This is a genomic window from Pseudomonas sp. P5_A2_2, from assembly GCF_054177685.1.
On sequence record NZ_JBGCUL010001198.1, the window covers coordinates 1 to 1,234 of the forward strand.

Below are 1,234 nucleotides of genomic sequence, written 5' to 3' on the forward strand. Positions count from 1 at the left end.
CACCTCACTTCAGCAGTCATAAGTCTCAGAACTACACTGGCAGGGACAGCGCGAAATCCATTGAGTAATCCGGCAGCTCTATCAGCAAATCAATAACAACCGGTTGCTCCATGGACGTCGCATGTCCCCACACCCAAAGTTGGTTAAGGGCACGCAACGTTGCCATTGGCAGCCTTGCACAGCGCTGTGATTTGGGTAGTCACCGCGGTTCCAAGCTTCACGAAGATTGCGGCGACAGCAACCGTAATCAAACCGCCGGCCACCGCATACTCCACAATGGTCAGACCATCTTCGTCTTTGGCAAATTTCACTACCGAAGCCTTGATTGTTTGCATGATCATTTTGCCCACCTCACTCGAATGTTGTTTTTTCTGAGGCAGTACTTTCTGCGCTGCCTGATGTAACCCTAGTCAGGGGCAAGGCATGGGCGTTAGTAAGATTTTGCACATCGCTAGGACTTTTTTGCGGGGTGGCCAAATACGGGTCATTGGCCTTTGCAGAAGTCATGGGAGGGGTAAACAAGGCGTGGCAAAGCAATGGCGATTATCAATAATTCACAAGCGACAAACGGTTCAACCCGGGCTCGTCGAAAACACACCAACAAACACTCGCCCGAGGCTGCCTTCCAGGCAACCTATATAGCGAAAGCAACTAAAAATCGTCTTTCCTATCAGGATTAAATCTGCAAAGTGATGGCACCTTGGCAATACTCCTTAGCTAAGAGAGTCACCAAGAACCCCAGAGTAGAGACATGACGTCCAATTTGACCAAAAGGCCATCGCTCCTGTGGTTCGATCTGACTCATGATCGGTCCACGAAAGAACTCATCGCGCAGTTCGAGAGTACCTGCGACTGCAGACTGGCGAAAAACTCCGTGCTGCCCATCGCGGAACTGGCAGACATGATCTGCGTCCATTTTGATCGCCCCGACACTCCAGGCTTGAGGCTATTGCTGGAGATCAAACGCACCACCCCCACCATCCCGATCACCATGTTCAYCGTGCAACACTCGGAGGAACTGGCTGTATGGGCCATGCGCTCCAGCGTATGGGAATACATGGTGCTCCCGCTCTCGACCACCGAGAGGAATCGTTACCTGACGGCGGTGGTGCAGCTCTGCGAGCTGCGCCGAAATGCCCACGGCCGGGGCAACTCATCGCAGATCGACCACTCCCCGACCCTGCCGGAAAGCATCCGGCTGACCTCGGGACACCAAAAACACCAGGCGCTGAGC

Annotated in this window: 1 protein-coding gene and 1 pseudogene; one reads left to right on the forward strand and one right to left on the reverse strand. The window is 53.4% G+C overall.

Going from position 1 to position 1,234, the window contains the following annotated elements:
* Window positions 1-143 precede the first annotated feature (143 nt).
* Window positions 144-341 (reverse strand): Flp family type IVb pilin, encoded by a 198-nt coding sequence (locus ACXRVY_RS30050; protein WP_223459671.1) that lies wholly within the window; start codon window positions 339-341, stop codon window positions 144-146.
* Window positions 342-751: 410 nt separating this feature from the next.
* On the opposite strand from ACXRVY_RS30050, the pseudogene ACXRVY_RS30055 reads away from it, so the two are divergent.
* Window positions 752-1,234: pseudogene (locus ACXRVY_RS30055) on the forward strand (DNA-binding response regulator); the annotation flags it as partial.

What these genes read in the sequence shown, in the direction of transcription:
- ACXRVY_RS30050 (WP_223459671.1), bottom strand. Translation starts at nt 341, where the DNA reads ATGATCATGCAAACAATCAAGGCTTCGGTAGTGAAATTTGCCAAAGAC.